Here is a 25,364-nt window from a genome sequence, read left to right as displayed (position 1 = left end):
CGCAGCCTGCGATCTTTCGCTTTCGCGCCAGAATTACTTAGCGCCGCAGATAAGCGCCGAAGTCGATATCCCCGGCACTGAGGATAGCTTGCACCCGGTTGTGCACGTTGAGCTTGCGCAGGATCGCCGAGACGTGGGCCTTGACCGTGGTTTCGGCGATGTCCAGGGTGTAGGCGATCTGCTTGTTCGATTCACCCTTGGTCATGCGTTCGAGCACCAGCAGTTGCTTGCGGGTCAGGGCCTGGAGCAATTCGGGAGGAAAGCTCGGGGTTTCGCTCATGCGTCGAGTGAAGGCGCTTTTTTGCGTGCGAATGATGTCCGGCGGCAGGTAGACGTTGCCGTTGAGGATCTGCTCGATCGCCTCGGTCATTTGCGAGCGTGGTGAAGACTTGGTGATAAAGCCCACGGCGCCGTAGGTGATGGCTTGCAGCACCACCTGCTTGTCCTGCTCGGCAGAGACGATCACCACCGGAATGGTCGGCGCCTCGTTGCGCAGATTGATCAGGCCATTGAGGCCATGCATGCCGGGCATGTTCAAATCCAGCAGGATCAGGTCCAGGTCGTCGTGCTGCCGGGTCAGCGTCAGGGCGCTGTCCAGATCGGCGGTCTCCATCACCTCGCTGCCCGGAAAGCCGTCGCTGATAACGTTGTGAATGGCTTCGCGAAACAGCGGGTGATCGTCGGCAATCAGAATTTTATACATGGCCTTTCACCTCGTTATTGTGATTAGGGTGGGGCAAGGGTTCTCAGGCTATGGCGTCAGGGAAAGGGGCTGCCGGCGACGCAAGGCACTCGGCACAGGCTCTCATCCTGTTTGTCATGGACCCATTACATGCCAGGGACGGTGCTTTGTGAATGCGACCATAGATAAGAAAACCAGTACTAAAGTAGGAGACGGGTTATCCGGCCTTGCGTAACGCCGCATGCTGGGGATTGAAAGTCAGCACCGCAAGCGCGCTGAACAGCAGGGTCAGCCCCAGGCACACCGCCAATGCCAACGGATTGAGGCGTTCGTACAGGGCAAAACGCACCAGCTCCACCGCATGGGTGAACGGGTTCAGGGCACAGAGCCAGTATAACCACTGACTGGCCTCGAGCATCTTCCACAACGGATACAGGGCCGATGACAGGAAAAACAGCGGGAAGATCACGAAATTCATCACCCCGGCAAAGTTCTCCAACTGGCGAATCGCGTTGGACAGCAGCAGCCCCAAGGCACTGAGCATCAGGGCCACCAGCAGCAACACCGGTAACGCCAGCAGCAGTCCCGCCGCCGGTGGTTGCACGCCGTACAGCCAGGCGATGGCGAGGAAAGCATAAACCTGCAACAGGGAAATCAACGAGGTGGCCACTAGTTTGCTGCCCAGCAGAAAGGCTCGCGGCAGAGGGCTGGTCAGCAGCACCCGCATGCTGCCCATCTCCCGGTCGTAGACCATCGACAGCGAGCCCTGCATACCGTTGAACAGCAGGATCATGCAGGCCAGGCCCGGGATGATGTACACCTCATAGGGAATGTAGGTGTCGTAGGGTTCGATAATCGCGATACCCAGGGCGGCGCGAAAACCTGCGGCGAACACCAGCAGCCACAGTAGCGGGCGCACCAGGGCGCTGAGAAAACGCGTGCGTTGCAACACGAAGCGCAGCCATTCGCGCAACACGATACCGCTGAAACACCGCCAGTATGCGTTCATCGGGAGCTGACTCCGGTAGTGGCCGCAAGGCCGGGTGAAGGGGTGAGGCGGGCGAAAGCGGTATCAAGGTCGCCGCCGTGCTCCCGGCTCAGCGCGTCCGCCTGTCCGCTGGCGACCAGCCGGCCCTGATGGAGGATCAGCAGGTCATCGTTGGGGTGCACTTCGTCCAGCAGGTGGGTGGTCCAGAGCGCACTGATCTGTTGTTCGTGACACAGCGTGCGAATGTGCCGATTGAGCGCCAGGCGGCTGGCCGGGTCGAGGCCGGCACTGGCTTCATCCAGTAGCAGCAAGCGTGGTTCGTGGAGCAGGGCGCGGGCAATTTCCACCCGCCGGCGATGCCCGCCATTGAGTTCACGAACCCGTTCGTGCCGTCGCTCGCTCAGGCTTTGGCGCGCCAGTTCGGCATCGATCCGTCGCTGGCTCTGGCCGCGCGACATACCCTGCAACGCGGCGTGATAGCGCAGGTTCTGTTCAATGCTCAGGTCCAGGTCCAGAGTGCTTTGCTGGAACACCACCCCCAATTGACGCAAGGCCGGGCGCGCGGCGTTGCGCAACGAGCAACCGCCGACTCGAATGTCCCCGCGCTGCAGGTCATAGAGCCGGGTGAGCAGGGCGATCAGCGTTGACTTGCCCGCGCCGTTGGGCCCCAGCAGTGCCGCGAAACGCCCGGGCGCCAGGCTGAAACTGACCTGTTTCAGCGCTTCGCGTGGGCCGTAGGCGAAGCTCACGTCGCAGACATCAAGGGCGTTCATGGCGTGACCACCACGCCCCATGGGTAGCGTCCGACCTTCACCGAGTTGATGACCTTGAGGCTGTTGACGTCGATCACCGAAACATCGCCGCTGACCCCGTTGGTGGCCAGCAGCTGGCTCTGATCCGGGGTAAACGACATCTGCCAGACACGTCGCCCGACCAACAGGTAGTCGAGGATCTCGAAGGTTTTGGCATCGACGACGGCTACATGGTTGGCCGGGCCCAGTGCGACGAAGGCGTACTTGCCGTCGGCGCTGAGCTTGACGCCCACCGGTTGCACCTTGTCCGGGTGCACGCCTTTGATCTGGAACTTCAGGGTCTTGAGGATCTTGCGGGTCGCCACATCGAGAATGGTTACGGTGCCGCCGATTTCGGCGGAAGCCCAGAGTTGCGAGCCATCCCGATTGAACTCGACGAAACGCGGCCGCTGATCCACCAGGGTACTGTCGGTCAGGGTCTGGGTGCTGGTGTCGATCCAGTGCAGCATGTTCGTGGTTTCACTGGTGTTGACCGCCCACTTGCCGTCGGGGCTGACCGCCATGCCTTCGGGTTCGACGCCGACATTGACCTGGCCCAGGACCTTGGCGGTTTCGGTGTCGATCACCGTCACCAGCGCATCGTCCTCGTTGGAGACATACAGCCAGCGGTTGTTGGGGTGCAGGGCGAATTGCTCCGGGTCCTTGCCGGAGGGCAGCTCCTTGATGATCTTGCGGGTGGCCACATCCATCACCTGGACCCGGTCCGAGTCGCTGGCGCAGATGTACAGCAATTTGTTGTCGTGGGACAGCAACAGCCCGCGCGGACGCTGGCCCACGGGCAGGGTCTCGGTGACTTGCAGGGTCTGCATGTCGATCAGGCTCAGGCTGTTGTCTTTCTCGTTGGAGACCCAGGCGGTGCTCGCCACGGCTTGCCCGGCGGCGAGCAGGAGGGCGCAAGTGAGCAGGGTGCGGCGCATGGCGGATTCCTTATTGTTGTGGTGGTGTGATCAGGGATAGCGGCAACTCACTTCAGGTTTGTCGAAACCCAGGCTGTCCATTTCATTGGTGGGGTGTAAAAAGCCGTCCTCGGGCGCGGTGCTGACCAGCGCTCGCGGCTGGACGATGGGGATCGGCTGGCGCAACTGGCCGTTCCATGGGCGATAGCTGAGTTTGCGGCCCTTGAAACCGTCCAGTGGCAACTGGTCACTGAGTTCCAGTTGGCGAATGGCGACCGGGTCGGTCTGGCGCAGTTTGCTGACTGCGCTGGCGATACTGCGCACAGCGATCCAGGCGGCGAAGTCGCGGTCGTTCATATTGCGTCCGGCCAGGGCTTCGAAGCGCTTCTGCAACTGGGCGGCCCCGTAGGTTTCCACGCTGTGGTGCCAGCCGGTTGGGGTCAGTCCCTGGGTGCCGGCCACGGGGCGCGGGTACCAGGTTTGGTAGGGGACGTATTCACCGAAGTCGCCGCGCTCATCCGCCACCAGCACCACGTCGTATTCGGCGGTCTGGGTGAACAGGGGCATGTCGGCCTGGGCGCTGCGGCGCTGGTCGTTGTCGAATGTCCAGGGTTTCTCGGTGACGATCTTCAGCCCGAAGCGTTTCATGGCCCGTCGCAGAGCGGCGGCATAGGCCTGGTCTTCCGGCGTCTGACCGACGATCAGCAACGCCCGCTGCCATTTGCGCACCACCATGAACTGCACCAGTGCATCGGCCAGCATGGCCCGGCTGGGCAGACTGTGCAGCACGTTGGCCAGGCAGTCGGTGCTGCGCAGGCTGTCATCGGCACTGCCGGCATTGAACAGCAGGCTGTCGGGCAGGGCGGCGCTGAGCTGGCGCAGACTGTCCAGCGGCACATTCACCACGAACAATCGCAAGCCTTGAGCGTGCTGGACTCTGGCGGCTTCGAGCAACGCTTCGGGATTGTCGACGACGGTGCTTTGCAGGTGATAGTCGTGTTTGAGAAAGCGCCCGGTGCTGTTGCTGTCGATGATTGCCAACTCGGCACCTCGCAATCCCGCATCGGTGGGTTCGGGAATGACAGTGGACAGCAATGGTCCGGGATCGGGGCGATAACCCAGGTAGCCGATGCGCACTTGCAACGGGTCGTCGTCCGCCTGGCTCTGGGTGGCCAGCAACGCGGAGCAGGCGATCGCCAACAAATAGAACAGGGCGTAACCAATAAGCTGGCGCATAGGGCACTCCACTTCGTATGGCGCCAGCATAGGAAGTCCGGGAGGGCAGTGAAATATGCAGAAAGTACCAGTGAGCCAGTACCAAGGTCGTAACTTGCCGCGTGCGGCGCGGTTTTAGCATGGGTAACAGCCACCCATCCAGAGCACAACGATCATGCGAATTCTTAAAGCGTTGCTCCTGCCGTTGCTGCTGATCCTGAGCCTGATCGGCGTCGACAAACTGCACGGAGCCCGCCCTGTCGCCGTGCCGGTGGTCCCCGTGACCCCAGGGAATTAGGTGCGCACGCCGCCGATCGCCCAGCGCTTCGCCACAAGCCCTACTACCAAGGGATGAGCGGGCGACCACCAAAGCAGCATTCGGATCGTGCCGCGCTGTTCCTAAGATGAGTCCGTAGCCTCTGTAGAGAGGTATTGCGTGCAATCTTGAGGGCAAAACAATGACAACAAAACGCAACGCCTTGCTGGTTGCCGGGCTGCTGACCGGCCTGTTCGGTGCCGGTGCAACCTGGGCTCATGGCAATGTGGTCCCCCAGGCAGTGGAAACCAAGGGCCTGACCCCGATCAAGGATGCCGGCGTGCAGGTCGATGCCGATGGCTGGGCTGCGGCGAATCCCTATCGGTCCTCCCCTGAACATGACAAGGCTCTGGAAATCGGCTCTTCGGCCTACAACCAGAACTGCGCCGCCTGCCATGGCCTGGAAGCCAAGTCCGGCGGTATTGCCCCTGACCTGCGCCTGCTGGATGTCGGCGAAGCGGGTGATGAATGGTTCGTCCAGCGTGTCCGTAATGGCGCGGTGCGCGACGGTCGGGTCTACATGCCGAAGATGGCCGACTACCTCAGCCAGGAAGCGCTGTGGGCGGTGCGCACCTACCTCGACAGCGTGCATGTCGAGCAATGACCCATGCGCCTGCTCGCGGTGTTCATCAGTGCAGTGTTGTTGTGTTGCCAGGCGGTGCAGGCGCAGGTCCGCACCTTTGACCAAATGATCGCCGAAGGGGAGCTGAAGGTCGCGGTCTACAAGGATTTCGCTCCCTACAGCTTCGAAGATGCGGGTACGCCACGCGGGGTTGATGTTGAACTGGCCCGGGCCCTGGCCAAGGCGCTCGGTGTCCGTCTCACGCTGATCTGGGCGCCGCCGGGAGAAAAGCTCGACGACGATTTGCGCGACTACATCTGGCGCGGCAGCCAACTGCGCAACCAGCAGTTGGCCGACCTGATGATGCGCGTACCGTATGACCGCGACTACTCACAAAAGCGCAACGAGCTCGGTGAGCTGGAGAACGGCCACGTGGTGATGTTCGGGCCTTACCAGAACGAGCAATGGCAGGTCGCTTACGACCGTCGTCGACTGGAGTCGGTAGGCAGCGTTGCAGTGTTCGAGCATCACCCCATCGGGGTTGAGGTCGACAGTGTGCCGTCGTTCTACCTGACCTCGGTATTCAGCGGCATGCTCAGGGCCAGTACTCACCACTATCCGGGCGTACCCCAGGCCTTTGCTGCCATGAAGGCCGGCGAGGTCGATGCGGTGATGGCGATGCGCGGCGAGATCGACTGGCAGGTGCACGAGGCGGCCGATCCGCAATTGGCGCTGGCAGAAAACGCCTACCCGAACATGGGCAAGCAGCTCTGGGAGATCGGCATGGCGGTGCATGAAAGCAACCGTCAGCTGGCCTATGCGGTAGAGGAAGCGCTGGAAGGCTTGATCCGCGACGGCACGCTCAAGGCGATCTATGCCAGCTATGGTCTGCGCTATGACGTGCCCGACATGTACCAATAACCAATAGGCGTCATTGTGTCGGCTGTTGCGCTGCGGGCGAGCGCTGGCGGTACCGGCACTCGTGCTCCCCTCATCCTCGATATGTACTAAGGAACTAGCAATCTCCGCACTGCGGGCAATTGTTGCGTCGGCGGCGGCGCCCAAGAATCTGCGTCAGACCGGAGAAATTTCCGGGTACAACAATAACCGCAGAGGTAGCCGTCATGACCCACCCCGTACGTCGTCAACCCTTCGCCCTCAGTGTGCTGCTCAGTGCCATGTTGCTGTCCGGCTCGGCCCTGGCCGCCGTCACCGATCAGGACATTCTCCAGGATCCGAAAAACCCCGGGCAGGTCGTCACCAACGGCCTCGGCGTCCAGGGCCAGCGCTACAGTCCGCTGGACATCCTCAATGTCAATAACGTGAAGGAACTGCGCCCGGTCTGGGCCTTTTCGTTCGGCGGTGAAAAGCAGCGCGGTCAGCAGGCGCAGCCGATGGTCAAGGATGGCGTGATGTACATGACCGGATCCTACTCGCGGGTGTTTGCGGTGGATGCCCACACCGGCAAGAAACTCTGGCAGTACGATGCACGCCTGCCGGACGATATCCGGCCGTGCTGCGACGTGATCAACCGTGGTGTGGCGCTGTACGACGATCTGGTGATTTTCGGCACCCTGGACGCCAAGCTCGTGGCCCTGAACAAGGACACCGGCAAAGTGGTCTGGAGCAAGAAAGTGGCCGACCACAAGGAAGGCTACTCCATCAGCGCCGCGCCTCTGGTGATCAACGGCAAGCTGATCACCGGCGTGGCCGGCGGCGAGTTCGGGGTGGTGGGCAAGATCGAAGCCTACAACCCGAAAAACGGTGACCTGCTGTGGACCCGGCCAACGGTCGAAGGGCACATGGGGTACGTCTACAAGGACGGCAAGGCCATCGAGAACGGCATCTCTGGAGGAGAGGCCGGCAAGACCTGGCCGGGTGACCTCTGGAAAACCGGCGGTGCCGCGCCCTGGCTCGGCGGCTACTACGATCCGGAAACCAATCTGCTGTTGTTCGGTACCGGCAACCCGGCACCGTGGAACTCCCACCTGCGCCCTGGCGACAACCTCTATTCCTCATCGCGTCTGGCGCTGAACCCGGACGACGGCACCATCAAGTGGCACTTCCAGAGCACTCCGCACGATGGCTGGGACTTTGACGGCGTCAACGAGCTGATCTCGTTCAATTACAAGGACGGCGGCAAAGAGATCAAGGCTGCGGCCACCGCTGATCGCAACGGCTTCTTCTACGTGCTGGACCGCACCAACGGCAAGTTCATCCGTGGCTTCCCGTTTGTCGACAAGATCACCTGGGCCAGCGGCCTCGACAAGGACGGCCGGCCTATTTACAACGAAGCCAGCCGCCCGGGCGCGCCGGGCAGTGAAGAAAAAGGCAGTTCGGTGTTTGTCGCACCGGCATTCCTCGGTGCGAAAAACTGGATGCCCATGGCCTACAACCAGGACACCGGACTGTTCTACGTACCGTCCAACGAATGGGGCATGGACATCTGGAACGAAGGCATCGCCTACAAGAAGGGCGCGGCATTCCTCGGCGCCGGCTTCACCATCAAGCCGTTGAACGAAGACTACATCGGCGTGCTGCGCGCCATTGACCCGAAAACCGGCAAGGAAGTCTGGCGGCACAAGAACTACGCGCCGCTCTGGGGCGGGGTGCTGACCACCAAGGGCAACCTGGTGTTTACCGGTACGCCGGAAGGCTTCCTGCAGGCCTTCAACGCCAAGACCGGGGAAAAGGTCTGGGAGTTCCAGACCGGGTCCGGCGTGCTCGGCTCGCCGATTACCTGGGAGATGGATGGCGAGCAGTACGTCTCGGTGCTGTCCGGCTGGGGCGGTGCTGTCCCGTTGTGGGGTGGCGAAGTGGCCAAGCGGGTCAAGGACTTCAACCAGGGCGGCATGCTCTGGACCTTCAAACTGCCCAAGGACCTGGTGGCCAAGCATTGATCTGAGCCTGGAGGGGCCTGAATACCCTCAAGGCAAAACTACGACCAAATGACGAGAGTCCCCCTGCCAACGGCGCATTCGTCCGGGCTGTGGGGCTCTCTACTATCGGTCTATCGCCTGTTGACCGACAGGCCTCGACCCAGCAGAGGTTTATCATGATTTACGCTCAACCCGGAACACCCGGCGCCGTCGTTTCCTTCAAGGCACGCTACGGCAATTTCATCGGCGGTGAGTTTGTCGCCCCGGTCAAAGGCCAGTACTTCACCACGACTTCACCGGTCAACGGCCAGCCGATCGCCGAGTTCCCGCGCTCTACCGCCGAAGACATCGACAAGGCCCTGGACGCCGCCCATGCAGCGGCCGACGCCTGGGGCAAGACCTCGGCTCAGGATCGCTCGCTGGTGCTGCTGAAAATCGCCGACCGCATCGAACAGAACCTCGAAGTGCTTGCGGTGACCGAAACCTGGGACAACGGCAAGGCTGTGCGCGAAACCCTCAACGCCGATGTACCGCTGGCGGCAGACCATTTTCGCTACTTCGCCGGCTGCATCCGTGCCCAGGAAGGTGGCGCCGCCGAGATCAACGAACTGACCACTGCCTACCATTTCCATGAACCGCTGGGCGTGGTCGGGCAGATCATCCCGTGGAACTTCCCGCTGCTGATGGCCGCCTGGAAGCTCGCTCCGGCCCTGGCCGCCGGTAACTGCATCGTCCTCAAACCGGCCGAGCAGACGCCGCTGTCGATCATGGTCTTCGCCGAGTTGATCGCTGACTTGCTGCCACCGGGCGTGCTGAACATCGTCCAGGGCTTTGGCCGCGAAGCTGGCGAGGCCCTGGCCACCAGCAAGCGTATCGCCAAGATTGCCTTCACCGGTTCCACCCCGGTGGGTTCGCACATCATGAAATGCGCCGCCGAGAACATTATCCCGTCGACCGTGGAACTGGGCGGCAAGTCGCCGAACATTTTCTTCGCCGACATCATGCAGGCAGAGCCCGCGTTCATCGAAAAAGCCGCTGAAGGCCTGGTGCTGGCGTTCTTCAACCAGGGCGAAGTCTGCACCTGCCCGTCCCGCGCGCTGGTGCAAGAGTCGATCTACGAACCGTTCATGGCCGAGGTCATGAAGAAGATCGTCAAGATCAAGCGCGGCAACCCGCTGGACACCGAGACCATGGTCGGCGCCCAGGCGTCCGAGCAGCAATACGACAAGATCCTCTCGTACCTGAAAATCGCTCAGGAGGAGGGCGCCGAGCTGCTCACCGGCGGTGCGGCTGAACGTCTTGAAGGCGACCTGTCGAGCGGCTATTACATCCAACCGACCCTGCTCAAGGGCCACAACAAAATGCGCGTGTTCCAGGAAGAAATTTTTGGTCCGGTGGTGGGTGTTACCACCTTCAAGGACGAAGCCGAAGCCCTGGCGATTGCCAACGACAGCGAGTTCGGCCTCGGTGCCGGTCTGTGGACCCGCGACATCAACCGCGCCTATCGCATGGGTCGGGCAATCAAGGCCGGTCGCGTCTGGACCAACTGCTACCACCTGTACCCAGCGCACGCGGCGTTTGGTGGCTACAAGAAGTCCGGCGTTGGCCGTGAGACCCACAAAATGATGCTCGACCACTACCAACAGACCAAGAACCTGCTGGTGAGCTACGACATCAACCCGCTGGGTTTCTTCTGACCTGCAACGTTAACCGCTCGTAGACGCTGCCACAGGTTCGGGCCAAAAGATCGCAGCCTTGCGGCAGCTTCTAAGGACTCGGGATGTACTCCCGCGATGTAGGAGCTGGCGCAGCCTGCGATCTTTTGATTTTCGCGTTTAACCGTCTCGGCCCTGCCTCGTGTACCCCCTACCAAGGCACCCCGCCACCTCCTTCGAAAGTAGCATTCGGGCGTCAGTCCTCGCGTGTATTAATGCCTCTACCGGAATGCACCGGCACAAGAAGAGGATTGACCCATGTGGACTAAACCCGCGTTTACCGACCTGCGTATTGGCTTCGAAGTGACGATGTATTTCGCCAATCGTTGATGTTCCGTCCGGCCATCTGCACGGTGGCCGGGCCTCTTGTCGGGAGCACTGTCCATGCATATCCGTATTCTTGGTTCCGCCGCTGGCGGTGGTTTTCCGCAATGGAACTGCAACTGTCGCCAGTGCAGCGGCGTGCGTAATGGCCGCCTGAGGGCGCAGCGTCGTACCCAGTCATCGATTGCCTTGAGTGACAATGGCGTGGACTGGGTCTTGTGCAATGCTTCACCGGACATCCGCACCCAACTCGAGAGCTTCGGCCCCCTGCAACCGGCGCGTCGCTTGCGTGATACGGCGATTGCCGGGGTCGTGCTGCTGGACAGCCAGATCGACCATTGCACCGGTCTGCTCAGTCTGCGCGAAGGCTGCCCGCATCAGGTCTGGTGCACCGAGCGGGTCCATCAGGACCTGAGCAGCGGCTTCCCTTTGTTCAACATGCTCAGCCACTGGAACGGTGGTTTGCAGTGGCAGCCCATCGGGCTGGACAGTCAGCCATTCCCTATCGCGGCTTGCGCGCACCTGCAATGGCGGGCGATCCCGTTGCGCAGCAACGCGCCACCGTATTCACCCAATCGCGGCAACCCGCAACCGGGCGACACCATCGGCCTGTTCATCGAGGACCTGCGCAGCGGCGCGAGCCTGTTCTATGCCCCCGGCCTGGGCGAGGTCGATACCGAGGTGCTGGGCTGGATGCAGCGCGCCGACTGCCTGCTGCTCGACGGCACGCTGTGGCGCGACGATGAAATGCGCCTGTGCGAAGTCGGCCAGAGTCTGGGCAGCGAGATGGGCCACCTGGCGCAAAGCGGCCCCGGCGGCATGCTCGACGTGCTGGAGGGATTTCCTCGCCAACGCAAGATTCTCATCCACATCAATAACACCAACCCGATCCTCGACGAAGACTCGGCCGAACGCGCCGAACTGACACGGCGCAACGTTGAAGTGGCCTATGACGGCATGAGCATCGAGCTGTGAACGCGTTGCCCGCAGCGTTCCCCCGGAGAACCGAAATGACCGACACACCACTGGCTCCCGCTGAGTTCGAACAGGCACTGCGCGCCAAGGGCGCCTATTACCACATTCACCATCCGTTCCATCAGGCGATGTACGAAGGCCGGGCCACGCGTGAACAGATCCAGGGCTGGGTCGCCAATCGTTTTTATTATCAGCTGAACATCCCGCTCAAGGACGCGGCGATTCTGGCCAACTGCCCGGATCGCGAGGTGCGTCGGGAGTGGCTGCAACGCCTTGTCGATCACGACGGCGTGCCCGGCAGCGAAGGCGGAATCGAGGCCTGGCTGCGGCTGGGGGAGGCGGTGGGCATTGCGCGTGAGCGGATGCTCTCTCAGGAAATGGTCCTGCCGGGGGTGCGCTTTGCGGTGGATGCCTACGTCAACTTCGCCCGCCGCGCCTGTTGGCAGGAGGCCGCCAGCAGTTCGCTCACTGAACTCTTTGCACCGCAGATCCATCAATCCCGACTCGACGCCTGGCCGCAGCACTACCCGTGGATCGACCCTGCCGGCTACGAGTATTTCCGCACACGCCTGAGTCAGGCGCGGCGTGATGTCGAACATGGCTTGCGCATTACCCTGGCGCATTACGTCACGCATGAGGGGCAGCAGCGGATGCTGGAGATTCTGCAATTCAAGCTCGACGTGCTGTGGAGCATGCTCGATGCCATGAGCATGGCCTATGAACTGGAACGTCCGCCGTACCACAGCGTCACCCGCGAGGCGGTCTGGCATCGGGGGATTGTCCTGTGAGCGGCATCGAACGTCACCTGCAACCGGCACTGCGCCGTGGCTTTCGCCTGCAATGGGAAGCACGTCAGGATTGCCATGTGCTGCTCTACCCGGAAGGCATGATCAAACTCAATCGCAGTGCCGGCGAGATCCTCAGCCTGGTGGACGGTCAGCGCAATGTGGCGTCGATCATCGAGCTGCTGTCGGCGCGTTTCCCCGAGGTGCCGGGGATCGATGAAGATGTGCTGGCGTTCCTGGAGGTGGCCCATGCTCAATACTGGATCGGATGACCCGCGTCCGGGCCCGCCGTTGTGGCTGCTGGCGGAACTGACTTATCGCTGCCCGTTGCAGTGCCCGTATTGCTCCAATCCCCTGGACTTCGCCCTGCACGGTGAGGAATTGAGCACCGCCGAGTGGATCCGCGTGTTCCGCGAGGCACGGGACATGGGCGCTGCGCAGCTGGGATTTTCCGGTGGCGAGCCGTTGATACGCCAGGACCTTGCCGAGCTGATCAAGGCCGCCCGGGACATGGGCTATTACACCAACCTCATCACCTCGGGGATCGGCCTGACCACGCGCAAGGTCCGGCAGTTCAAGGAGGCCGGACTGGACCATATCCAGATCAGCTTCCAGGCCGCCGACGAGGCGGTCAACAACATGCTCGCCGGCTCGCGCAAGGCATTCGCCCAGAAGCTGGCGATGGCCCGGGCGGTGAAGGCCCAGGGCTATCCGATGGTGCTGAACTTCGTCACCCATCGGCACAACATCGACCAGATCGGACAGATCATCGAGCTGTGCCTGGAGCTGGAGGCGGATTTCGTCGAGTTGGCCACCTGCCAGTTCTACGGTTGGGCCGAACTCAACCGCGTCGGCCTGTTGCCGACCCGTGAGCAGTTGCAGCGTGCCGAACGCATTACCAATGAGTATCGCCAGCGTCTGGAGCAGCAGGGTCACCCCTGCAAGCTGATCTTCGTCACCCCGGACTACTACGAAGAACGCCCCAAGACCTGTATGAACGGCTGGGCCAACCTGTTTCTCGATATCACCCCGGACGGCACCGCGTTGCCGTGCCACAGCGCCCGTCAGTTGCCGGTGCAGTTTCCCAATGTGCGCGACCACAGCATCGAGCACATCTGGAACGACTCCTTCGGTTTCAATCGCTTTCGCGGCGATGAGTGGATGACCGAGCCCTGTCGTTCCTGCGATGAAAAACACCAGGACCTGGGTGGCTGCCGTTGCCAGGCGTTCATGCTCACCGGCGATGCCGCGAATGCGGACCCGGTGTGCAGCAAGTCACCGCACCATGGCAAGATCCTCGAGGCCCGCCGGCAAGCCGAAGCACCGGGGCAGGGGATCGAGCAGCTGACCTTGCGCAACGAGAAGGCGTCGCAGTTGATCTTTCGCGGCTGAGGCGCGGGCTACCCTTTGGTCTGATTGCATTCGCAGCGGGATGCTTTAGGCTGGCTATTACCTTCCAAAACAATAAAAACAGGCTTTCCAATGAGCCAGAATCTTAGCCAGCTGCGTAAATTCGTTTCGCCTGAAATCATCTTCGGTGCCGGCTGCCGGCATAACGTCGGCAACTATGCCAAGACCTTCGGCGCGCGCAAGGTGTTGGTGGTCAGCGACCCCGGCGTGATCGCTGCCGGTTGGGTCGCCGATGTCGAGGCCAGCCTGCAGGCCCTCGGCATCGACTATTGCCTGTACAGCGCCGTGTCGCCCAACCCGCGGGTCGAAGAAGTCATGCTGGGGGCCGAAATCTACCGTGAAAACCACTGCGATGTGATCGTCGCCGTAGGCGGCGGCAGCCCCATGGACTGTGGCAAGGGCATCGGCATCGTCGTTGCCCACGGTCGCAGCATTCTCGAGTTCGAGGGCGTGGACATGATCCGCGTACCGAGCCCGCCGCTGATCCTGATCCCCACCACCGCCGGCACCTCGGCGGATGTTTCGCAGTTCGTGATCATCTCCAACCAGCAGGAGCGGATGAAGTTCTCCATCGTCAGCAAGGCGGTGGTGCCGGACGTGTCGCTGATCGACCCGGAAACCACCCTGAGCATGGACCCGTTTCTGTCGGCCTGTACCGGCATCGATGCCCTGGTGCACGCTATCGAGGCATTCGTCTCCACCGGTCACGGCCCGTTGACCGACCCGCATGCGCTGGAGGCCATGCGGCTGATCAACGGCAATCTGGTACAGATGATCGCCAACCCGACAGATATCGCCCTGCGCGAAAAGATCATGCTGGGCAGCATGCAGGCCGGCCTGGCGTTCTCCAACGCGATTCTCGGTGCGGTGCACGCCATGTCGCACAGCCTGGGCGGTTTCCTCGACCTGCCTCATGGCTTGTGCAACGCGGTGCTGGTGGAACATGTCGTGGCGTTCAATTACAGCTCGGCACCGGAGCGTTTCAAAGTGATTGCCGAGACCTTCGGCATCGACTGCCGCGGCCTCAATCATCGACAGATCTGTGGGCGCCTGGTGGAGCACCTGATCGCGCTGAAGCACGCCATTGGCTTCCACGAAACCCTGGGACTGCACGGAGTCGGCACGTCTGACATTCCGTTCCTGTCCCAGCATGCGATGGATGACCCGTGCATTCTCACCAACCCCCGCGAGTCCAGCCAGCGTGATGTCGAGGTCGTCTATGGCGAAGCCCTCTGACGAGCAACAACGGGCGCTGACCGGATTGCTGGGGCTGGGCAATCATTCGGCGCGCAAGAGTCATTACCCGGAGCTGGCGGCCCGTCTCGACGAGCTGGAAGCCGAACGCAACCGCTACAAATGGTTGTTCGAAAACGCTGTCCACGGAATTTTCCAGGCCAGCCTGCAACAGGGCATGCTCGCCGCCAACCCGGCGCTGGCGCACATGCTGGGTTACGAGACGCCTCAGGAAGTGCTGTTCTCCCGAGCCGATCTGGCAAGCCAGTTGTTCGTCGGCGATGCGCAGGAAGTGCAGGACATCGCTGAGACCCTGCAAGCTCAACGCAGCCTGCTGGGTTATGAAACCCAGCTGCGACGCAAGGACGGCAGCCACATCGATGTGTTGATGAACCTGCTGCTCAAGCCGGATCAGGAGGGCCTGGTGGAAGGTTTTGTCGCCGATATCACCGAGCGCAAATTGGCCCAGCAACGCTTGCAGACGCTCAACGATGAGCTGGAACAACGGGTCACTGCGCGCACCGATGAATTGCTCGAAGCCAACCGCAACCTGCAACAGCAGATCGCCCAGCGTGAGCAGGTCGAACAGGCTTTGCGCGATGCCCGGGATGCAGCGCAGGCAGCCAACAACAGCAAGGACAAATACCTGGCCGCCGCCAGCCACGACCTGCTGCAACCGTTGAACGCGGCGCGCCTGCTGATTTCCACTTTACGCGAACGCCCGTTGCCCAGTGTTGAACAGGTGCTGGTCGAACGCACCCATCAGGCACTGGAAGGCGCCGAAGACCTGCTCACCGATCTGCTGGATATTTCCCGTCTCGATCAGGCCGCGGTCAAACCGGACATCGCCCTGTATCGCCTCGATGAACTGCTGGGCCCGTTGGTCTCGGAGTTCCAGTCGGTGGCCGGAGCGGCCGGGTTGAACCTGCGGGTACACATGGGCAATTTTGCCATCCACACCGACCTGCGGCTGATGTCGCGGATCATCCGTAACTTGCTCAGCAATGCCTGTCGCTACACCGAGCAGGGCAGCATCCTGCTGGGCGCCCGGCGACGTGGCAAGAACCTGCGCCTGGAAGTCTGGGACACTGGTCGCGGTATTCCGGCCGACCGTCTGGACTCGATTTTCCTGGAGTTCAACCAGTTGGACGTCGGACGTGCCGCCGACCGCAAGGGCGTCGGGTTGGGGCTGGCTATCGTCGAGCGTATCGCGAGAATTCTCGAACACAAAGTCGAGGTCCGCTCGTTGCCGGGACGTGGTTCGATGTTCAGCATTCAGGTGCCGATCGGCGAGCAAGTGCCGCTGCCCATCCATCAGGCGGCGCCGCAGCCGAGTACCGGCAACCCTCTGCCGGGCCGTCGTTTGCTGGTGCTGGATAACGAAGTGAGCATCCTCGAGAGCATGAGCGCATTGCTCGGCCAGTGGGGCTGCGAGGTGGTGACGGCAACCGACGAGAGCGGTGCGCTGCTGGCCTTGCAGGGGCGGGCACCGGAATTGATTCTGGCGGATTTCCATCTCGACCATGGGGTCATCGGCTGCGACGTGATTCGCCACCTGCGCGAGCATTTCGCCGCCGCCATTCCCGCCGTGATCATCACCGCAGACCGCAGCGATCAGTGCCGCCGCTCCTTGCAACGACTCGGCGCGCCGCTGCTGAACAAACCGGTCAAACCCGGAAAGCTGCGAGCGGCGTTGAGTCAGTTGCTTGGGTAGCGCCCGATCCGAGCTCTGCTTTCGATCAAGCGATCAAGCCGGCCCGATAGAAATCTTCAGAGGTCGTTAAGCGCGATCGCCAGCGTCTCTTGGCCATTTGATGACGTCATTGATCGATACGGATTTTCGGTGTGACGGACATACCGACTCGCAGCTTCGCCGCAGCGGGCTGATCGGGATCGATGCGAATGCGCACAGGCAAGCGCTGCCCTGGCTTTTTCCAGATCAGCTTTCAGAACGTCCACTTGCTGCCGGGCAGCCTGTTGCTGCGCTTGCACAGTTCCCGACCCGTCAGTAGCCAGATTGCGATAACGCACATGATTGACTCCGGTCAGCTTGTAGCTTGAACTCTTCACCGACGGGGCTTGGCAGGGATAGTTCTGGTTGCCTGAGGCGATATCGCCAATTGCTACGCACAGTCGTTTGGCATGATCTAATCTCCACGAAAGATGACTTTTCTATCAGGAGTTTCAATGCGAAGCCCACCTGAAAATAGTCTGCAAAATGCGTTGAAAGCCTGTAGGAGCAGCTTTGTTTCCGTTGGTTTTTTCAGCTTATTCATTAACGCATTAATGCTTGTTCCTACTTTCTATATGCTTCAGGTGTATGGGCGAGTGATAACCAGCGGAAGTCTGACCACCCTGGCAATGCTGACGCTGATCATGACCGGACTGGTGGTCACGCTCGGCTCCCTGGAGTGGGTTCGTTCGCGCATCATGGTTCGGGTCAGTACACGGCTGGATGTGTTGCTGAGCCGCCAAGTCTATAAGGCCAGTTTCAAACGGGCTCTGGAAAGTGGCGGCATGGATGCTTCGGCCCAGTCGCTCAACGACTTGACGGGCTTGAGACAGTTTCTCACCGGTAATGGATTGTTCGCCTTTTTCGATGCGCCCTGGTTGCCTATCTATATCGCTGTGATGTTCCTGTTTCATCCCTGGTTTGGCTGGGTAGCGATAGGCAGTGCGCTGTTGTTGTTACTGCTTGCGTTTATCAATGAGAAATTGACAGGGCCGGCGCTCGCTCAGGCTAACAAGGAACATATAAGTGCGACGCTCCATACCACTAAAAATCTGCGTAATGCTGAAGTCATCGAGTCCATGGGCATGCTTGAAACCCTTATGGACCGTTGGGCGCGCCGGCAAAGAAACGTCCTTTTTCTGCAGGCCTGGGCGAGCGATCGGGGTGCCATAGTCAGCACGCTTTCCAGGTCCTTCCGGATCCTGGTGCAATCATTGATCCTTGGCCTGGGGGCGTACCTGGCCGTGGATCATCAGGTGGGGGCCGGCATGGTGTTTGCCGGGTCCGTGCTGCTAGGGCGCGCATTGGCCCCCATCGATTTGATCATCGGCAGCTGGAAGGGCTTTATTGCCGCCCGCTCGCAGTACGGTCGTCTCAACGACATCCTCGGCAAACAACAGGCTCAGCCCGAACGTATGTCATTGCCTGCGCCTCAGGGGCACGTGCAAGTAGAAAGTTTAATCGTCGCGGCGCCCGGCTCGAAAACCCCGATCATCAAAAACATGAGTTTCAGCGTACCTGCCGGCTGTGTTGTCGGAATCATCGGTCCAAGTGCTGCGGGCAAGTCCACCCTGGCCAGGGCATTGATGGGGGTCTGGGTGCCGCTGCATGGCGTGGTTCGGCTCGATGGTGCGGATATCAGCGCGTGGGACAAACATGAGCTTGGGCCGTATATAGGTTACTTGCCTCAGGACATTGAATTATTCGAAGGCAGCATCAGCGAGAACATTGCCCGCTTCGCCGAGGTCGATTCCGAGAAGGTCGTTCTGGCTGCCAGGTCGGCTGGCGTTCACGAAATGATTTTGATGTTGCCGGATGGCTATGACACCGTCATTGGCAGCGATGGCGTCATGCTTTCGGCAGGGCAGCGCCAACGCGTAGGCCTGGCCCGTGCCCTGTATGGCAACCCGCGGCTGATTATCCTCGATGAACCCAATTCCAATCTCGACGATGTCGGTGATCGCGCCCTGGCGGCGGCCATCCAGCAGCTCAAGCTGACAGGCGCAACCGTTTTTGTGATTACCCACCGAACCAACATCGTGTCCCAACTTGACCGGCTCATGGTGATGAACGGTGGAGCTATCAGTCTCTATGGGCCACGCAAGAACGTGCTGGACGAACTAAACGCGCAGCAGCAGCAGCAGGCGCAAAAGCATGCCGCGCAAGCAGCCGTCGCAAGTACGGCTTCGGTTGCTACCGGTAAGGGCGATGTCGATGAATCGTACGATTCCCAGTCATCAAATTGATAGCTTCGCTGACCTGGCGGTATCTGACCGGAAAGTACGTCGTCTGGGTTTTGGCATTGTATTGGTCACTTTCGGACTGTTCGGCACCTGGGCGGCGCTCGCACCACTCGATGGCGCTGCCTACGCGCCTGGCGTGGTCACCGTGCAGGCTTACCGAAAAACGGTTCAACACCTCGAAGGTGGCATCGTCAAAGAGGTGTTGGCCCATGACGGTGACATCGTCAAGCGTGATGACCCGCTGATTATTCTCGATGATGCCCAGTTGCGATTCGAATACGAGACGACCCGAAGTCAGCTCGTTGCAGCCAGTGCCATGCAGGCAAGACTCAGAGCTGAGCGGGACAATCTGTCGGTAATCGGCTTTGGCACCATGCCCGATCCCGACAGTCTGCGAGGTGCCGAAGCGCGCCAGAGCGAGACACAGGTATTCAACGCACGACGGGGATCACGGCTGGGCCAGATATCGGTGCTGCAAGAGCGTATTGGTCAGTTGAATCAACATATCAAAGGGATGGAGGCGATGATCGGTGCCAAGGGGCATCTGGATAAATCCTACAGCGGTGAAATAGTTGAATTGAGTGACCTGTTGTCCCAAGGGTTCGTTGACAAACAACGTCTGCTTGAGCAGCAGCGCAAGCTCGAAATGCTCAGGACCGAAATGGTCGAACACCGTTCCACCATTACCAAGACTCGCCTGCAGATCAACGAAACACAGCTGCAGATTCTACAAATCGATAAAGACTTCAATGCCGACGTCACCAAACAATTGGCCGAGGTTCAGACCAGGATTTACGACCTGCAAGAGAAAGCTTCCGCATTGGAGGACCGGCTCAGCCATATCATCATCCGCGCACCCGATCCAGGTATGGTGATTGGCATGACGGTGCATACGATCGGGGGCATCGTGCGCCCGGCGACACCGCTGCTGGATATTGTTCCCTCGGTTTCAGAGCTGGTCATAGAGGCCCAGGTAGCGCCCGTCGATATCGATCGCATCGCCATCGGCAAGCGTGCCGATATCCGTTTCGGCGCGTTCAATAGCTATACGACGCCGGTGATCGAAGGCGTGGTCAGCAGTGTCTCGGCAGACCGGCTGGTCAATGAAAAGACCGGGACTCCCTATTACCTGGCCCGGGTCCGGGTCACCGACGCCGGTGCGCGCGCCTTGGGTGAGCGCAAATTACTGCCGGGAATGCCAGCGGATGTGTTGATCATCACGGGGCAACGCACGCTGTTGCACTACCTGATGCAGCCGGCCCGTAACGCCTTCTCTCAGTCGATGATCGAGGAATGACCGTGCGAGTGCTTGCAGCTCTGCCAGGCGGTCTGCTCATGCTTGCACTGGGAATCGATATTGCCTTGGCGCAATCCGCTGCGTCGGCGTCGAACGGGGTCAGTGCCTCGGCGTTCTCCACCGATCTGATGCAGCTGTATCGCGAGGCCCGGCTGGAGGACCCGCGGATATTGGCCTCGTATGCACGAGCGCAGGCGGGCAAGGAATACCAGAGGGAAGCGATGGGGACGCTGTTACCGCAAGTCTCGCTCAATGCAGGGGCGAATCGGATTCACCAGGAAAACGACCTGCTGCAGCGCAGTTTTGATAGCGAAAGCTACAGCTTGGTGTTGCGTCAGTACCTCTACAACAAGGCCGCGTGGGAGAACTACCAAAAACTCAAGAGTCTGGCCAGACAATCCGAGTCCGAAGCGCTGGAGGCTCAGGCCGAAGCTACGGTGGAACTGGCCCAGCGTTACTTCACTGCGTTGGCAGCCGAGGACGAACTGGAATTGACCCGGGCCGAACTTCGGACCACGCAAAAGAGTCTGGATCGAGTCAATGCATTGTACGAAAAGCAGTTGGCATTGATTACCGATCAGCTCGACCTCAAAGCGAGGGTCGATGGGCTGACTGCTCAGGAGCTGGATAACCAGAACCAGGTCAGCGTCAGCCGGGAGGCGCTGGCGGAGATCGTTGGCCGTCCCGTCAAGGAGAAACTCAGTCGCGTTCGCGACGATGTTCCATTACGAATATCAGCGCAGAGTCTTGAAGCGTGGGTCCGCGAGGGGGTAGCGCAAAACCCGGCACTCAAGGCCAACGAAAGCAGCGTCGAAGCGGCGGGCGCTGCGTTGCGCAGCGGGAAAGGCGGGCACTATCCGACCCTGAGCCTGACTCTGAGCGCGCAGCGGACCAACGAGGGCTACAACAATGCCCTGGTGCCGCGCACCGACAGTTATGTTGCCGGTATTGGCTTGCAAGTGCCGCTTTACAGCGGCGGCTCAACCTCGGCGCGGGTGCGTGGGCTCTACCAGGATCAGATTTCGGCCGAGCAGCAACTGGAATCGGTCCGGCGCCGGGTGGTCAAGGAGATCACCAGCGCTTACCTGACCGCCAACTCGAGCGGAGAAAAGGTCAGCGCGAGCCGGCATGCCCTGGCTTCGGCACAGCTGTCCAGAGTGGCAGTAGAGAAAGCGCTCACTTACGGTATGGTCAATGCCGTCGATGTACTGACCAGCGTACGCAACGAGTTCCGGGCTCGTCGTGATCTGCTCAAGACGCAATACGATTTCGTCAGCAATGTCTTGACGCTCAATCGCTGGGCGGGAAAGCCGCCTGCCGAGAGTGTCGAGAATGTTAATGCCTGGTTGAGCCCCGGCAGCTCCAGCCAAAAACCCACATCTCCCTGATCCTGCAAGGCAAAAAACGCGGCGAGACTCACTTGCATGACTGGTGCGGGCGCCAGTTGCCATTTCGCACCAGCAGGGCGGTGAGGTCCGTACTATTTGCTGATTTCGCCAAGGTTTGGCTCGTAGAGAAATATTGTCGCCGGGAAATTGACGATTGCGTTGCTGTTGCGCTTGGTTGCACACCACTCGTCGAGTAATTGACGACTCTGATCGAGACCAGACTTTGGTCGCAGGTCGCCCGTGACAATCCTAAGACCTTGATTTTCGAGGAGTGAGGGCAGACATCGGCCGGGCTATCCGCATGAGGCTAACGTTTACGCCTGGCGGATGGACGGCAGGCAGTATATTGGGCTGGCCTAGACTCAGTTGAGCGGCTCGAGGGAGAACTTCATCACCTGTCGGCGCTCGCACCTGTCCTTCAATCGCGTTGGTCAGGTGAGCGAGCTGTTGATCCAGGAAGGTCAGTGGGGGCCATAGTTCATTTTCAAGGGAATCGCGTAATGCCAGCCCACAGAAAACCGATACGCGTGATGCTGATCGATTGTCGTCCCCTCGTTCTCATGGGCCTTCACGACTTGATCAATGCCAAGAAGCCCCAGATGGAAGTGAGCGGCCAGGCCACCACCTATACCCATGCGCTGAATCTTGCTGATCAGTTGCGTCCCGATGTCATTTTTTTCAGTTTTTTTCCGGATGCACTGAACCCGCTGGCGGTCGTCGCGGGACTCGCTCGCAGTGCCGAAATGAAAGTGCTGGTGCTCAAGGGATTGTACGAATCCGTCCCCGTTGCCCAGGCGATAGAGGCGGGCGCACGCGGCATCGTGCTGGCGGAAGACCCGACGGAATCGATCACCCAAGCCATTATCAAGGTCTACCATAACGACATCGGACTGGACAGAGCCTGGGCTGGTGGGCTTTCCGGCTATGCCACAACCAGGTATGTCCCCCGCAGATGTAATCTGGAGCAGGCGAAACAGGCGCGGTTGACATTGCGCGAGAGGGAACTGATTCGCGCCATCGTGGGGGACCCGTCCGCTAAATACACGTGCATTGCCGAGCGCCTGGGCATCAGCGAGCACACTGTGCACAACCACCTCAGCAACATCTATCAAAAGCTTGATCTCATCAACCGCATCGACTTGCTGATGTACGCGATGAAGCACGGGCTCACCAACAACGAAGAACCGCCCGAGTCTACTTGGGTGGAATTGGATTGAACTCCTCAAGCGTTCGCAGCGGATACGATCGTTCGGATTTCATATTAGAACGGCTGGAAGCAATGCGAGGGTGGCTCCTACGCCACCCTCGCATTTTTTCACGCGCGCGATGTATCAGGCGCCAAAAACAATGTCGCTAGCCTGAAGATCAATCCCGACCAAGGTGATGGTCGTTATTTGTCCGCCAGACTCGGCAACCGTCACGACGCTGTTTGCTCCTGTGTTGTCGATCGATTGGACAGTAGCGTTGTGGTCGCCGTTGAGCACCAGGGTGTCTCTCTGGCCTGGGTTCACATCGAACCCAGTGATCTGGTACTTGTTCTCATTGGCTGCCAAATCGACGTTGAAGGCATCATTCACACCGGTCGTGCCAACCAGCGTGTAGTCGAAGGTTGCGTTGTGCGGGTCATTGGCGAACAGGTTGGCGTTAAACGTACTCGTCGCCGAGTCCCCATCCTTGTCCGTCAGCTTCGCGTTGAACGACAGTTTGACATCGCTGGCAAGGTTATCGGTTTGCTGAATGAACTGGATCACCGGGATCTTGACTGCGCCCCGGCCCATCGTGAGCTGGACTGCATCGATTAACGACGATCCCTGCTTCTCAACGAGGAAGGACACCTCTCCACCGGCCTCTGGCGTCAGGGTGTTCACCTTGGTGAGGTTCGAAAACGTGCCATCCTCGTAGTAGATCCTGTAGTACAGGTCCTCGGTCGCCGGGTCGTAACCCCCCACGGAGTTGTCGATAAAAACCTTCATTCCCGTCAGCAGGGTCTGGGGATTGATGACGAAACTTTCATCGGCAGCGCCGATAGCCACCAGGTTGTCTCCCTGGAGAAGGTTATTGCCGACGCCGATGCCGGACGTACTGACGTTCATGGCCGCCGGGTCGATGTACGACGGCAGGGGATTGGTCTGTAGCTGGGCCTCGGTGGGGTCGGGAGCTCCGAGCCCGATACCGGTCAGGATGTCCGAAGTCGATGCGAGCGCCTTCGCGGAAAAGAAGACAACATCCTCAGATCCCGAAGGATTCGTCGTCGGAATTACCAATGTGCGCACTGGATCCGGGCCGCCGGCAGAGAGCGAGCCGTCGGCACTGCTGAGCACGATTGTCGAACTGAAGCCTTGCACCAGATCCAGTGCATAGGTGCCATTCGCAAAAGCGGTCAGCGTGTAGTCGACGCTGGTGTTCGGTGTTGCGGCGTTGTTGTCGAAATCACCGGTCAACGTTCCTGCAAAATGGAACGCGCCATTGGCGTCCGGTGAGGACGCCTGCTCGGTGAGCGTGCCGGTCCCGGTCGTGGTCGTGTGGTCTGGCCTGACGAGGGTGAACTGGCCATTCACCAACGAAATATCCAGGCCGGTTGCACCTAGCCCGTCGGCTCCGGTTGAATGATCCCAGAACCCGTATTGCGCAAGGGTGCTACCGGTTCCGACCAGGTTGCCGTACGCCAGTGATGGGCCGTCGTCGTGGAATACCAGGTTCTGCCCGATGTTGAGGGTCGCATGGGCGCTGTCGCCGTCCTTGTCGGTCTTGGTCGCCGTCAACGTCACCAGATTGTCCGAACTCAGAGTTATCGAGTCATCGGGATTGGTGGCGTCGGGATGTATCAACGCCCGGATCTGGTCGAGGGTGACGTCGCCATTGGCAGCCACGCTGACCGTGAACACCAACAGGTTGGTCGTGGCCGTGCGGCCTTCCACCACGGCGCCGTTGAGCGACAGGTTCACCGCTTCACCGGTGGCCGTGTCCGTGAGCCCGGAGCCTCCGGCTACCACGCCCAGCGCATAGGTCAGTGTGCCGGCGCCGTCGGCGCCATACGCCGAACTGAAGTTGGCGGCAAAGTTCTGCGTGGCATTGATGGCCAGGTTTGTCTCGTCCACCGTCAGCGTTGGTTCGGTACCGGTGGTGCTGATGCTTGGTCCATCGTCCTTGAACACCAGGTTCTGTCCGATGTTGAGGGTCGCATGAGCGCTGTCGCCATCCTTGTCGGTCGTTGTCGCCGTCAGCGTGACCAGATTGTCCGAGCTCAGACTCTTCGAATCGTCAGGATTGGTGGTGTCGGGATGTACGATTGCGCGGAGCTGGTCGAGGGTGACGTCGCCATTGGCAGCCACGCTGACCGTGAACACCAGCAGGTTGGTCGTGGCCGTACGACCTTCCACCACGGTGCCGTTGAGCGACAGGTTCACCGCTTCACCGGTGGCCGTGTCCGTGAGCCCGGAGGCCCCGGCTACCACGCCCAGCGCATAGGTCAGTGTGCCTGCACCGTCAGCGCCATACGCCGAGTTGAAGTTGGCGGCAAAGTTCTGCGTGGCGTTGATGGCCAGGTTTGACTCGTCGACCGTCAGCGTCGGCTCGGTACCGGTGGTGCTGATGCTTGGCCCATCGTCCTTGAACACCAGGTTCTGTCCGATGTTGAGGGTGGCATGAGCGCTGTCGCCGTCCCCATCGGTCTTGGTCGCCGTCAGCGTTACCAGATTGTCCGAGCTCAGGCTCTTCGAATCGTCAGGATTGGTGGTGTCGGGATGCACGATTGCGCGGAGCTGGTCGAGGGTGACGTCGCCATTGGCGGCCACGCTGACCGTGAACACCAGCAGGTTGGTCGTGGCTGTGCGGCCTTCCACCACGGTGCCGTTGAGCGACAGGTTCACCGCTTCACCGGTGGCCGTGTCCGTGAGCCCGGAGGCCCCGGCT

General features: G+C 60.5%; 22 protein-coding genes. 16 read left to right on the top strand and 6 right to left on the bottom strand.

From position 1 onward, the window contains the following. Window positions 1-37: 37 nt before the first annotated feature. From AC1RJ3_RS08265 to AC1RJ3_RS08245, 5 genes are all read right to left on the bottom strand, one after another. Window positions 38-703, bottom strand: a complete 666-nt coding sequence (locus AC1RJ3_RS08265; protein WP_477771932.1) for a response regulator — start codon at window positions 701-703, stop codon at window positions 38-40. Window positions 704-899: 196 nt separating this feature from the next. Next, window positions 900-1,691, bottom strand: coding sequence for an ABC transporter permease (locus AC1RJ3_RS08260; protein ID WP_493078343.1), 792 nt, complete (start codon window positions 1,689-1,691; stop codon window positions 900-902). Next, entirely contained in the window at window positions 1,688-2,443 is a 756-nt protein-coding gene (locus AC1RJ3_RS08255; RefSeq protein ID WP_493078341.1) for an ABC transporter ATP-binding protein, read from the bottom strand. The genes AC1RJ3_RS08260 and AC1RJ3_RS08255 overlap by 4 nt, the downstream gene beginning before the upstream one ends. Further along, a complete protein-coding gene (locus tag AC1RJ3_RS08250; protein ID WP_493078339.1) occupies window positions 2,440-3,399 on the bottom strand; it encodes a YVTN family beta-propeller repeat protein in 960 nt (319 codons plus the stop codon). Before AC1RJ3_RS08250 ends, AC1RJ3_RS08255 begins: the two co-directional genes overlap by 4 nt. Before the next feature lie 30 nt (window positions 3,400-3,429). Then, entirely contained in the window at window positions 3,430-4,614 is a 1,185-nt protein-coding gene (locus AC1RJ3_RS08245; protein WP_493078337.1) for an ABC transporter substrate-binding protein, read from the bottom strand. Window positions 4,615-4,768: 154 nt separating this feature from the next. Here AC1RJ3_RS08245 and AC1RJ3_RS08240 point away from each other — a divergent pair, with 154 nt between their 5' ends. From AC1RJ3_RS08240 to AC1RJ3_RS08165, 16 genes are all read left to right on the top strand, one after another. Further along, complete coding sequence (locus AC1RJ3_RS08240) at window positions 4,769-4,891, top strand: hypothetical protein (protein ID WP_493078335.1); 123 nt, start codon at window positions 4,769-4,771, stop codon at window positions 4,889-4,891. Between the two features lie 160 nt (window positions 4,892-5,051). After that, window positions 5,052-5,513: a cytochrome c-550 PedF gene (gene pedF, locus AC1RJ3_RS08235; protein ID WP_054596928.1), complete on the top strand. Its 462-nt coding sequence runs from the start codon at window positions 5,052-5,054 to the stop codon at window positions 5,511-5,513. Window positions 5,514-5,516: 3 nt separating this feature from the next. Next, window positions 5,517-6,392, top strand: a complete 876-nt coding sequence (locus AC1RJ3_RS08230) for a substrate-binding periplasmic protein (RefSeq protein ID WP_493078333.1) — start codon at window positions 5,517-5,519, stop codon at window positions 6,390-6,392. A 203-nt stretch (window positions 6,393-6,595) separates the two neighbouring features. Continuing rightward, window positions 6,596-8,371, top strand: a complete 1,776-nt coding sequence (locus tag AC1RJ3_RS08225; RefSeq protein ID WP_493078331.1) for a PQQ-dependent methanol/ethanol family dehydrogenase — start codon at window positions 6,596-6,598, stop codon at window positions 8,369-8,371. A gap of 155 nt (window positions 8,372-8,526) precedes the next feature. After that, window positions 8,527-10,047 carry an acetaldehyde dehydrogenase ExaC gene (exaC, locus tag AC1RJ3_RS08220; protein WP_427527135.1) on the top strand — a complete coding sequence of 507 codons (1,521 nt, stop codon included), beginning with the start codon at window positions 8,527-8,529 and terminating at the stop codon, window positions 10,045-10,047. A gap of 276 nt (window positions 10,048-10,323) precedes the next feature. Continuing rightward, entirely contained in the window at window positions 10,324-10,395 is a 72-nt protein-coding gene (gene pqqA / locus AC1RJ3_RS08215) for a pyrroloquinoline quinone precursor peptide PqqA (protein ID WP_003253598.1), read from the top strand. 54 nt (window positions 10,396-10,449) lie between these two features. Continuing rightward, window positions 10,450-11,364 (top strand): pyrroloquinoline quinone biosynthesis protein PqqB, encoded by a 915-nt coding sequence (gene pqqB, locus AC1RJ3_RS08210; protein ID WP_493078328.1) that lies wholly within the window; start codon window positions 10,450-10,452, stop codon window positions 11,362-11,364. Between the two features lie 35 nt (window positions 11,365-11,399). Continuing rightward, window positions 11,400-12,152, top strand: a complete 753-nt coding sequence (pqqC, locus tag AC1RJ3_RS08205; RefSeq protein WP_493078326.1) for a pyrroloquinoline-quinone synthase PqqC — start codon at window positions 11,400-11,402, stop codon at window positions 12,150-12,152. After that, window positions 12,149-12,421, top strand: coding sequence for a pyrroloquinoline quinone biosynthesis peptide chaperone PqqD (pqqD, locus tag AC1RJ3_RS08200; protein ID WP_493078324.1), 273 nt, complete (start codon window positions 12,149-12,151; stop codon window positions 12,419-12,421). Before pqqC ends, pqqD begins: the two co-directional genes overlap by 4 nt. After that, the gene (pqqE, locus tag AC1RJ3_RS08195) at window positions 12,399-13,541 is read left to right on the top strand and encodes a pyrroloquinoline quinone biosynthesis protein PqqE (RefSeq protein ID WP_493078322.1); all 1,143 of its coding nucleotides are present in this window, start codon (window positions 12,399-12,401) and stop codon (window positions 13,539-13,541) included. Before pqqD ends, pqqE begins: the two co-directional genes overlap by 23 nt. Window positions 13,542-13,631: 90 nt before the next feature. Next, complete coding sequence (gene ercA / locus AC1RJ3_RS08190; RefSeq protein WP_054596936.1) at window positions 13,632-14,795, top strand: alcohol dehydrogenase-like regulatory protein ErcA; 1,164 nt, start codon at window positions 13,632-13,634, stop codon at window positions 14,793-14,795. Beyond that, window positions 14,779-16,506 (top strand): PAS domain-containing hybrid sensor histidine kinase/response regulator, encoded by a 1,728-nt coding sequence (locus tag AC1RJ3_RS08185; protein ID WP_054596937.1) that lies wholly within the window; start codon window positions 14,779-14,781, stop codon window positions 16,504-16,506. Before ercA ends, AC1RJ3_RS08185 begins: the two co-directional genes overlap by 17 nt. 473 nt (window positions 16,507-16,979) lie before the next feature. After that, on the top strand, window positions 16,980-18,770 hold the full coding sequence (locus AC1RJ3_RS08180; protein ID WP_493078319.1) for a type I secretion system permease/ATPase: 1,791 nt from the start codon (window positions 16,980-16,982) through the stop codon (window positions 18,768-18,770). Next, on the top strand, window positions 18,739-20,064 hold the full coding sequence (locus tag AC1RJ3_RS08175; protein WP_493078642.1) for an HlyD family type I secretion periplasmic adaptor subunit: 1,326 nt from the start codon (window positions 18,739-18,741) through the stop codon (window positions 20,062-20,064). Before AC1RJ3_RS08180 ends, AC1RJ3_RS08175 begins: the two co-directional genes overlap by 32 nt. Further along, entirely contained in the window at window positions 20,061-21,452 is a 1,392-nt protein-coding gene (locus tag AC1RJ3_RS08170) for a TolC family outer membrane protein (protein ID WP_493078317.1), read from the top strand. Before AC1RJ3_RS08175 ends, AC1RJ3_RS08170 begins: the two co-directional genes overlap by 4 nt. A gap of 500 nt (window positions 21,453-21,952) precedes the next feature. Beyond that, entirely contained in the window at window positions 21,953-22,669 is a 717-nt protein-coding gene (locus AC1RJ3_RS08165) for a response regulator transcription factor (RefSeq protein ID WP_347929765.1), read from the top strand. Window positions 22,670-22,783: 114 nt separating this feature from the next. Here AC1RJ3_RS08165 and AC1RJ3_RS08160 read toward each other — a convergent pair. Continuing rightward, on the bottom strand, window positions 22,784-25,364 hold a 2,581-nt coding region (locus AC1RJ3_RS08160), incomplete at its 5' end, for a DUF5801 repeats-in-toxin domain-containing protein (RefSeq protein ID WP_493078314.1).

The organism is Pseudomonas sp. GW822-FHT04C11 (genome assembly GCF_058800905.1).
The sequence above is the reverse complement of the archived record's forward strand: the minus strand, read 5'-3'. Positions and strand labels throughout refer to the sequence as shown.

What these genes read in the sequence shown, in the direction of transcription:
- AC1RJ3_RS08265 (WP_477771932.1), bottom strand. Translation starts at nt 703, where the DNA reads ATGTATAAAATTCTGATTGCCGACGATCACCCGCTGTTTCGCGAAGCC.
- AC1RJ3_RS08260 (WP_493078343.1), bottom strand. Translation starts at nt 1,691, where the DNA reads ATGAACGCATACTGGCGGTGTTTCAGCGGTATCGTGTTGCGCGAATGG.
- AC1RJ3_RS08255 (WP_493078341.1), bottom strand. Translation starts at nt 2,443, where the DNA reads ATGAACGCCCTTGATGTCTGCGACGTGAGCTTCGCCTACGGCCCACGC.
- AC1RJ3_RS08250 (WP_493078339.1), bottom strand. Translation starts at nt 3,399, where the DNA reads ATGCGCCGCACCCTGCTCACTTGCGCCCTCCTGCTCGCCGCCGGGCAA.
- AC1RJ3_RS08245 (WP_493078337.1), bottom strand. Translation starts at nt 4,614, where the DNA reads ATGCGCCAGCTTATTGGTTACGCCCTGTTCTATTTGTTGGCGATCGCC.
- AC1RJ3_RS08240 (WP_493078335.1), top strand. Translation starts at nt 4,769, where the DNA reads ATGCGAATTCTTAAAGCGTTGCTCCTGCCGTTGCTGCTGATCCTGAGC.
- pedF (WP_054596928.1), top strand. Translation starts at nt 5,052, where the DNA reads ATGACAACAAAACGCAACGCCTTGCTGGTTGCCGGGCTGCTGACCGGC.
- AC1RJ3_RS08230 (WP_493078333.1), top strand. Translation starts at nt 5,517, where the DNA reads ATGCGCCTGCTCGCGGTGTTCATCAGTGCAGTGTTGTTGTGTTGCCAG.
- AC1RJ3_RS08225 (WP_493078331.1), top strand. Translation starts at nt 6,596, where the DNA reads ATGACCCACCCCGTACGTCGTCAACCCTTCGCCCTCAGTGTGCTGCTC.
- exaC (WP_427527135.1), top strand. Translation starts at nt 8,527, where the DNA reads ATGATTTACGCTCAACCCGGAACACCCGGCGCCGTCGTTTCCTTCAAG.
- pqqB (WP_493078328.1), top strand. Translation starts at nt 10,450, where the DNA reads ATGCATATCCGTATTCTTGGTTCCGCCGCTGGCGGTGGTTTTCCGCAA.
- pqqC (WP_493078326.1), top strand. Translation starts at nt 11,400, where the DNA reads ATGACCGACACACCACTGGCTCCCGCTGAGTTCGAACAGGCACTGCGC.
- pqqE (WP_493078322.1), top strand. Translation starts at nt 12,399, where the DNA reads ATGCTCAATACTGGATCGGATGACCCGCGTCCGGGCCCGCCGTTGTGG.
- ercA (WP_054596936.1), top strand. Translation starts at nt 13,632, where the DNA reads ATGAGCCAGAATCTTAGCCAGCTGCGTAAATTCGTTTCGCCTGAAATC.
- AC1RJ3_RS08185 (WP_054596937.1), top strand. Translation starts at nt 14,779, where the DNA reads ATGGCGAAGCCCTCTGACGAGCAACAACGGGCGCTGACCGGATTGCTG.
- AC1RJ3_RS08180 (WP_493078319.1), top strand. Translation starts at nt 16,980, where the DNA reads ATGCGAAGCCCACCTGAAAATAGTCTGCAAAATGCGTTGAAAGCCTGT.
- AC1RJ3_RS08175 (WP_493078642.1), top strand. Translation starts at nt 18,739, where the DNA reads ATGAATCGTACGATTCCCAGTCATCAAATTGATAGCTTCGCTGACCTG.
- AC1RJ3_RS08170 (WP_493078317.1), top strand. Translation starts at nt 20,061, where the DNA reads ATGACCGTGCGAGTGCTTGCAGCTCTGCCAGGCGGTCTGCTCATGCTT.
- AC1RJ3_RS08165 (WP_347929765.1), top strand. Translation starts at nt 21,953, where the DNA reads ATGCCAGCCCACAGAAAACCGATACGCGTGATGCTGATCGATTGTCGT.